At 58.8% G+C, this 7,707-nt stretch carries 12 protein-coding genes; 1 reads left to right on the top strand and 11 read right to left on the bottom strand.

Features of this window, described 5'->3' with window-relative positions; genetic code table 11:
• Positions 1-37: 37 nt before the first annotated feature.
• The 3 genes from AC0JZ8_RS03580 to AC0JZ8_RS03570 all read right to left on the bottom strand — a co-directional run bounded on the left by AC0JZ8_RS03580 (position 38) and on the right by AC0JZ8_RS03570 (position 1,758).
• A complete protein-coding gene (locus AC0JZ8_RS03580; RefSeq protein WP_471891831.1) occupies positions 38-988 on the bottom strand; it encodes a hypothetical protein in 951 nt (316 codons plus the stop codon).
• A 202-nt stretch (positions 989-1,190) separates the two neighbouring features.
• A complete protein-coding gene (locus AC0JZ8_RS03575; protein WP_471891830.1) occupies positions 1,191-1,409 on the bottom strand; it encodes a hypothetical protein in 219 nt (72 codons plus the stop codon).
• 1 nt (position 1,410) lies between these two features.
• Positions 1,411-1,758 carry a hypothetical protein gene (locus AC0JZ8_RS03570; RefSeq protein WP_471891829.1) on the bottom strand — a complete coding sequence of 116 codons (348 nt, stop codon included), beginning with the start codon at positions 1,756-1,758 and terminating at the stop codon, positions 1,411-1,413.
• 36 nt (positions 1,759-1,794) lie between these two features.
• On the opposite strand from AC0JZ8_RS03570, the gene AC0JZ8_RS03565 reads away from it, so the two are divergent.
• Positions 1,795-1,974, top strand: a complete 180-nt coding sequence (locus tag AC0JZ8_RS03565; RefSeq protein WP_471891828.1) for a hypothetical protein — start codon at positions 1,795-1,797, stop codon at positions 1,972-1,974.
• Between the two features lie 5 nt (positions 1,975-1,979).
• Here AC0JZ8_RS03565 and AC0JZ8_RS03560 read toward each other — a convergent pair whose 3' ends face one another.
• The 8 genes from AC0JZ8_RS03560 to AC0JZ8_RS03525 are packed head-to-tail and all read right to left on the bottom strand — an operon-like array spanning position 1,980 to position 7,687.
• On the bottom strand, positions 1,980-4,100 hold the full coding sequence (locus AC0JZ8_RS03560; RefSeq protein WP_471891827.1) for a hypothetical protein: 2,121 nt from the start codon (positions 4,098-4,100) through the stop codon (positions 1,980-1,982).
• A complete protein-coding gene (locus tag AC0JZ8_RS03555) occupies positions 4,097-4,846 on the bottom strand; it encodes a DUF5131 family protein (RefSeq protein WP_471891826.1) in 750 nt (249 codons plus the stop codon). The genes AC0JZ8_RS03560 and AC0JZ8_RS03555 overlap by 4 nt, the downstream gene beginning before the upstream one ends.
• Positions 4,839-5,462, bottom strand: coding sequence for a hypothetical protein (locus AC0JZ8_RS03550; RefSeq protein WP_471891825.1), 624 nt, complete (start codon positions 5,460-5,462; stop codon positions 4,839-4,841). The genes AC0JZ8_RS03555 and AC0JZ8_RS03550 overlap by 8 nt, the downstream gene beginning before the upstream one ends.
• Positions 5,459-5,971, bottom strand: a complete 513-nt coding sequence (locus tag AC0JZ8_RS03545; protein WP_471891824.1) for a hypothetical protein — start codon at positions 5,969-5,971, stop codon at positions 5,459-5,461. The genes AC0JZ8_RS03550 and AC0JZ8_RS03545 overlap by 4 nt, the downstream gene beginning before the upstream one ends.
• Entirely contained in the window at positions 5,971-7,095 is a 1,125-nt protein-coding gene (gene dnaN / locus AC0JZ8_RS03540) for a DNA polymerase III subunit beta (protein WP_471891823.1), read from the bottom strand. Before dnaN ends, AC0JZ8_RS03545 begins: the two co-directional genes overlap by 1 nt.
• Positions 7,088-7,291 (bottom strand): hypothetical protein, encoded by a 204-nt coding sequence (locus tag AC0JZ8_RS03535; protein ID WP_471891822.1) that lies wholly within the window; start codon positions 7,289-7,291, stop codon positions 7,088-7,090. The genes dnaN and AC0JZ8_RS03535 overlap by 8 nt, the downstream gene beginning before the upstream one ends.
• Entirely contained in the window at positions 7,281-7,523 is a 243-nt protein-coding gene (locus AC0JZ8_RS03530) for a hypothetical protein (protein ID WP_471891821.1), read from the bottom strand. The genes AC0JZ8_RS03535 and AC0JZ8_RS03530 overlap by 11 nt, the downstream gene beginning before the upstream one ends.
• A complete protein-coding gene (locus AC0JZ8_RS03525; protein WP_471891820.1) occupies positions 7,523-7,687 on the bottom strand; it encodes a hypothetical protein in 165 nt (54 codons plus the stop codon). The genes AC0JZ8_RS03530 and AC0JZ8_RS03525 overlap by 1 nt, the downstream gene beginning before the upstream one ends.
• Between the last annotated feature and the right edge of the window lie 20 nt (positions 7,688-7,707).

The raw sequence follows: 7,707 nt of genomic DNA, 5'->3' as shown, positions 1-7,707 counted from the left end.
GCTCCAGACTTTTCAATTGCTTACAGGAAGTAGCGTTTCACTGTTTCACTGCCGTTACACTTGCGCGGTTCGCGTTTCGTGCTTCGGCTATTTTGCGGCTCGTCTCAAGTCCGTCGCCACGGCTGTACTTCTTGGTCATCTTCGTTGTCGAGTGCGTCGCGAGACTGCTGGCAAGCTCCAGCGACCCGGTGGCCTCGACAGTTTCTGAAACTGCGCCTGCGCGCGAGTCCATCGACCAGATGTTCGAAGGAACTCCAGCCTTGTCTCTCACCTTGCGGTATTTCTCCGCGTAGCGGTTTTCCCAATATGGCTTCTTGTGATCCTCATCGATCACGATCGGACCAATCTCAGGTATCGTGTAGGCCTTGAGTGCTTCCACGACGAGCGGCATGGTTTTGAGATCGCGAGCAACCTCTGCACCATTCTTGCTGGTCTTGAGCTTCAGGATCAGATCCTTCGAAAGGCTCTGCGCCGTAAGGCCTCGCCAGCGGAATGCGCCACCTTCTTCCGGCGGTGCCCACTCGCCGATGACGTCGATCCGGCGAAGTGCCGTCTCGAACTTGAGAGCTTCAACGAAGCCGATAGACGGGCATTTCAGTTCCGCGCTCGCCTTCACAAGGGCGAGGCACTGCTCGTAGGTCATTGCAACATCACGCGACGCGGGAAGTTCGAAACGCATATCCGATAAGATTTCCCGTGCTTGCTTGCAGCCGCGAAGCCGTTCTCCGGCACCGTAGGACAGGATAATGCGCAGAAGCTTCATCGCTCCGCTTGCCCGACGATGGCCCTTCTTCTTCCACTGGGTAAACCAGCGGCTGAAGTCGGACCCGCGAAGGGCGTTGATATCGCGATCGCCAACATGTTTGATCAGCACCCGCAAGCTCGGTTCGTAGTCGCGGATGCGTGTCGAGTGCTTGACGCTATGCCAAGAGCTTGTCTTGTCATGGCGATAACGCTCGATGAGTGATTTGATTGTCCCGTCGAACATAGGCTCCGCACCCAACTTCCGGACTTCAGCTCGCAGTTCGGTCGTCCGTCGTTGGCATTCGGCAGAGATTTGGTCATCGGTCCAATCATCCGGTAGTCGAATGATCGAAAGGCTTTTGGAGGAGCCCTTCACCGCTCGCGCCGGATTCCAGTAGTGGACGGGCGTGCCGTCCTTCTTCGGCCGGCATTGATAGCCTGGCCTGTCAGTCCTCATCCCAGTGTTCCTTTCCATCGGGGGCATAATTGCCCGATGGGAGCATGCCCAGCGAATTGCCTTCGCCGTCAACCAGTTTTTCGGGATCGCTAAAGACCACTGTGGCGATAAGTGTCTTCATGTCGAGGTTGACGAACCCTCCAGCTTTCGCGGCTGCCTTGAAGACGGTCTCTATGTCGCGCTGTTTGAAGGAGACCCTGCTCATCATCTCACCTCCTGTCGTCGACACGGACACGAGCCAAGATCGTGTCCCGTCTAGTCACTGGGAGCCCCACCTCACTCGTTTGGGGCGATGGGTTGGATAGGGCGCGGATGGCGGCGGCGATGTCGCTCGGCCAGCAGTGGTTCCATTGACCCTCGACCAGCAACGCAGCTTCTTCAAAAGCACCGGCGCGGATCGCATCACGGTTCGGATTAACCAGCCGTTCAAGCTCGGCAATCTCTTCCTCGGTGAGATTGAGCGTCATCGTTCTGCGATTGCCACCTGCGCCAATTTCGTGATCGCCCTCGGCCACTGCTCGCTTCTCGAACCAGTCCTTGTCGATTGGCATTTTCATGCGTTATCCTCCCTGCAGCTTTGGTGAGACGACTTGATGAGCCCGGAAAACGCTAAGTTGATTTTGGACGCGTGGCTCCTGAAGTTGGCTAGAAGACAGCCGACGCCTGGCGAAGCCCAGATAATAGAGCGCCTTCAGGTAATTGCTGACGGTCGCGATGTTTCGGTTTACGACTACTTGAGGGCCGACAACGGCGACACCGATGAAGATATTTGAACGGCTCATAGCTGCCACTCCGTGCTTGCGAGGACGTGCCGAGCTTGCCGGAAATCGTCATCCGACAAAGCTGCACGGTTGAAGCTGTTGGGGCCGGTATAAGGAGCCGCCGCAAAAGGCTTCAGTGCTGCCCGAAGCTGCCCGTGCTGGCTCTTGATAAGGTCGATTGTTTCCCAAGCCGCGAACGGGTCTTCCAGCTCGTCAACCTGCTCGGCGACCTTCATCATCTCGGCGGCGAACGCGACAACCTTGTCGATCGGCGCAATGCCCTTGCCGTCGCAGGCGGCGCGAAGCAGGGAGGGATAGCCAACAGGGCAGTCCTCGTCCTGTTCAAACGTCGTGCAAGGGCAATCAACGGTCCCCGTCGAATGATGTTGAGGCGCTGCCTCGTGCCGCTTGATGACCGCATAGATTTCCTCGATCACGCTGGCGTCCTCGATCGCGCCGTCGAAGACCTCGTCAACGATCAGGCCCATAAGCTCGAGGCTAATGCCGGCTACAGTTGTCATTGGCGCAGGGTCATTGACCTGGCTATAATCAGTGCTGTCCCAGATCGCCCCGATGCCGCCGCACTCACGGCAGCCGCCGCCCATGTAGCTCTTCAGCGTTTCGCTCCATGGGCCGGTCGGGTGGCCCTCGATCAACTCGTGACAACCGGAGCAAGCCCTCCAAGCGCCAGCGCCCTGTTCAAGCTGCTCTGCTACGCCAGCCAGTTCGACGCCACCCAGTTCTGGTGTTGCCACGTGCAAATCGTTCAGCGGCGCGGCCATCTTGCCGTGTTCCGCGACGTCGCCTATATCTCCCCCACCAACGGGGGTGGCTGAGCGGTCGAAAGCTCCGGCTTGATAAGCCGGCGCACCTCGCAAAGGTGCCACGGGTTCGAATCCCGTCCCCCCCGCCACTTGGTTCATCATAAGATGTATGCTCTCCCAAGCCGCGAACGGGTCTTCCGGCTCGCCAACGTCGCTCGCGATCTTGATTATCTCACAAGCGAGCGCGGTCACCTGTTCTTGCGTTGTGTGGCCTTTGCCTTTGCAGATGCCGCACACCATAGACGGATAGCCGATAGGGCAATCCTCGTCTTGCTCGATGATCGTGCAAGGGCACGGGACATCGCCTCGCGAAAGCTTCTGAGTCGGTGGGCCGGCGACACCAACTTGAGGAATTAAGTCAAGCTTGGTGCAACCTTCGCCTTTATAAGTAGTCTCTACAATACGGAGTCTACTTTGTGCTTGGAGACCGGCATGACTAAGTTCCACTACAGGGTTCACGACGACGAGAGAGGCGTCGTGGGAGATTATGATTTCGAGGAGTCCGACGTTCTTGCAGCCTATCGAGTGATCTTCGTGGCTGCTGCTCTGTTCGTCGGGCAGGGCTTTGCCCCTAACGCTTGGCTTGAGCTCGAAGATGATCGCGGCGTTCGCATCGCCAAGGTGAGCTTGAAGAGTTTCGAGAAACCTTAGCCATTTCGTCTCCACCATAATATTCTGGGGCTGTGGACTCGGCGACGTTAACCGAACGTTAACCGAAGCGGCGCATGAGGTACGTGCTTCAAGTTGTGAGAGACGAGAAGTAGTAGGCAGGCTCGCCTCGTCCATTGGGCGCGAGCCTGTCGCTTGATCTCGGGACGGCGAGCTGACTAGGCGACGTGCACTCTTGAACACACGAGAGGGGTACTCCATGCCGACCTCCCAGCCGTCCGGCCGCGCCCACGTCTGACCGTCATTGCCGATGAACTCATCGGTGGCCTCAATCAGGTCGCCTTCGACGAGGAAGCGATACGCCAGCAAATGGTTCTCGCGTGGCGTGACACTATCAAAAGCCCGTATCGCCGCGTCGTCGTAACGACCGCTTCCGCCGCAAGATGGGCTATCGTCGGGCTGATCGCTGCCAGTCTTCGTCGCCTCGTCCAGAAGGTTGAGGATTTCGAAGCGATCAACGATACGCTGGATCATTGCCGGCGCGTCCGGCGTGTGGCGCTCCGGGTCGGCTCCTCCAAGGCAGGTGCGGTAGACGCCATCCCCTCCGGTCTGCATGTCGATCTCTTGAACGGCCTGCTCGTATCCTTCGCGCTTGCCGATCTCGTAGGCCTCATCGAATTCCTGCTGGCTGTATGTCGTGGTCATGCTACCTCCGGATACTGGCGAACGAGAAGATCAGCCGGGATCGGCGCCTTGCGCGTCATCTGCTTCATGAAGAATGCGCGGCCCAGCTCGCGGCTCTGATCCCGCAGATATCGGAAGTCGTCAGGGTCGGTTGATCGCGCCTTGTGCGGGCCCTGATCAGTCTCGCCACCGGTGATGATCCAATCGGGCGCGTACTTGTCGAGAATGATCCGTCCTAGAAGAGGCTCGTGACTGCCGAACGTGAATAGCGGTTCGAGGGCCTGCTTGACCTCCCACAGCTTAATTCGGTCGCGATCGTACTCCGGTTGATTGGGTAGGGTCGCGCCGACCGCGGCATTTCGCGGCAGCATCCGATGCCCGCGCGCTGGATCGGTCATCTTTAAGACATTGCCGATGCGCTTCGTAAGCAGGAGCCATACATGGTTCGGCGTTGCCTCAATCAAGTTCATCAGGTCATAGCGCCATGGCTCGTCAACTTCGTTGTCGAACACGTCAGCGAGAGAGGCACAGAACACGAATGGCCTGCTGTTGGTCGCGGCAGCTTCCTTGTTCCAGGCAATCGGTTTGCGCCAGTTGGCCTTGCCTGTGCGCTGACGATCCTCGCCAGCTCCCCACTGGACGCGGCCATAGCGGTTAGCCATCAGGTTCTCGGCATAGCATCCGTCACAGGCCGGGGAGACTTTGGTGCAGCCGATCCATGGGTTGAAGGTGTGGTCGGTCCACTCGATCTTGCTGTTCTCAGCCATTGTCCGATCCCCCTGTGGTAGAGGTGAGAGCAGCGCGTGCCTCGGCTTCGCTGTCGAACCATTTGATCTCCGTCTCGTCTGGGTCGCCGTGCTCGTCCCATGTGACCGGGACGTCTGCCACCCACTTATCTGGCCCTTTCATAAGGGTGCAGACCCTCATCGGGTCGCTGCGGGTCAAGGCATCGCCGTGTCCGTGAACCTGGTTGCGGCCCGTCCAGTCGCAGGTGAATTCCCAGTCGTCGGGGTCGAAGCAATAGTCAGGCTCTACCCGCACATGCGTCTGGGGTGGTGGGATTGTCAGGGCAGCGACAACTGCTTCAGGCGTAAGCTCGAACCCGGCACCCTTTCCGCTCTCGTCGAAGATCCGCGGCGCCATGACCTCGCTGTAGAGGTAGGTGTCGATCTTCCCACCTGGGATCTCGTCTCCCGTTTGGAGGTCAACGACGGCCGATCCCTCCAAGCAACCTGCATGGCAGGTGCCTTCGGTGATGTCGTCGGCGCAAACATCCTCCGGCTTGAACGGCACGTCGCAAATCGGGCAGCGATCGATGTCGTCTTCAAGCGCCGCGCGCGCCTCTGTATTGAGCTCGGATTTACCCAGGTAATCTCGGGTCATGCTGCATCCTTCCATTCTCGGTATCGTCCGAGTAGAGCGTCCCAGCGCTTGGCGGCGGCGGGGTGCGTGTTGAGTTCAGAACGGGATTCGATTGCCAAGACCTTGCGAACGCCGGTGGCAAACCGCTCGCGGTCGTCGGACGGGATGCCGTGCTTCTGCTGCATGAACTGCTTGAACTGAGCGTCCTCGCAGATCCTGCCGCATTCTTTCGCCAGGTCCGGGCGCGGCTGTTCCTGGAGCTTCTGCAGCTCGCGGATCTTCCTGAACGCTTCTGCCAGCATGCCGAACAGAAACTGCATGTCGGCATGGGCATGCAGGAGAAAATTGCGGTCCTGATAGCCGCACTCCTCCGTCAGGGTGACGACCGCGACCGCCGGCAGGTTCGGTATCAGCCGTGCCGCGATCTGTTCACCATGGTGCGCGCTGTCGATAAATTGCCAATCTGTGCTGGCCTCGCCATGTCGATTGCGAGCGGTATCGAACCGCTCTTGGACCGCTGCGTCAGCCATCAGCCCTTCCTCGGCATAATGACGTAGTGCTCATCGCAATCGATCGTCGGACGAAACAGGCCAGGCAAGGTCGCATCCGCAAAATGCATCTCGACATCCTGCGTGCCGATGCTCGACAGCATTTTCGTCAGGTATGTGCCGTTGAAGCCGATATCGATCGCGGTTCCGTCATAGTCGACAGGCACGTCTTCATCGGCGTTCTCTCCTGCAGTCGTCTTCATCGCGACGCGCAGGGAGCCGGCTTCCATCTGAAAGCGAACCGTATCTCGATCCAGATCGTTGGCGACGAGGCAAACGCGCGAGACTGCCGCCCTGAGAGTTGCGACTGGCGCGACCGCCTTGTGACTGCTGCGAGCCGGAATGATGCGCTCGTAGCCAGGGAACGTCCCCTCGACGAGCTTGGAAATCGCGGTGACGCCACCAAGCGATATGCGAATGGTCGCATCGCTGATCGTTACGTCAGCCTTGCCCTTGCCCTCACCGAACAGCTTCTTGAAGGACTTGACCGACTTGAGAGGCACGATGATCGCCGGGAAATCGACGCTGCGGCCGGCATCGAGATGCACGACGGCAAGGTTGTGGCCATCGGTACCAACGACGGAGAGCCTGTTGCCTGCACCTGGATGCAAGAAAGCGCCCGATAGATAGTTCCGCGTCTTGTCTTCCTTGATCGCGTAGATGACCTTCATCAGGGCGTCGATCAGCGGAGCGATCTCCAGCTGGATTACCTCGCCTACAACACTGCCCGCGATCGAAGGAAAGTCGGCTTCAGGCAACGTCAGCAGCGAAAAGCGGGAGCGACCAGCCTGAATGCTGACTTGATCGGGGAAGGCGCCGGCCGCGAACGTGATCTCGGCGTTCTCCGGCACGTTCCTGACGATGTCACGGAGATTGGCACCGGCAACAGTGATTGCACGCTGCATACCCTCGTCGAGCAGTTCGCAGGATGTCTCCACTTCAATGGCAAGATCCGTACCGCGAAGCGTTAGCTCTCCATTCCTTGGCGAAAGCAGGACGTTGCCAAGGATCGGTATCGTAGCGCGGGTGTCGACCGCTTCGAAGACTGCATCAAGTGCCGGAAGGATTGCCGAGCGGTGGACGCGGAAGAATGGTTGATCAGCCACGGCTCACACTCCTAACACCGCAGCTGTTTGCCAGACGCAGTTCTGCGACTGGAGGGCGCAGGTTGAACCGCTCACCATGCATGTCGTAGATCATCTGAAGGATCTCGATTGTCGGCTCGCCGTCAGCGACTGCGCGATAGAGGGCTTCGACGTCCGACTGATCGGGATAGCGATCGCTGCCAAGCTTAAGCGACATTGGATTTGATCTCCCCTATCAGCTCGACTGCCTTGATCCGCTTGCTATGCCGCTTCTTCACGTGCGCAACGGCATCATCCTGTGATGCGGCCTGTACGTCGAACTTCAGTTCACCGGGGCAATGAACCCGGAACTGAAACATGGCGACCCGCGGGCGCGGTGCGGGATGATTAGTGGTGGCGATGCTCGGGCCAGCAAGAGCTGAGCGAAATTGAGTGAGATTGCGATCCATCAGAGCCTCGCCATAACCTGGAGACCGATCGCAAGGATCACGAGAAACAGAGCGAGGCCGGTAACGGCGTCAAAGACGGCGCCGTTTGCCTCTATCATCGCCTTCTTGAAAGTGCCTAGATCCTTGCGCTGCACGTTCGGCGTCATGGGGGTGATTTTGATCATCGCCTTCAACTCCTCGGGTG

The sequence above is a fragment of the Velazquezella soli genome (assembly GCF_977018685.1).
Note: the sequence above shows the minus strand (reverse complement) of the source record. Positions and strands in the feature narration are given on the sequence as shown.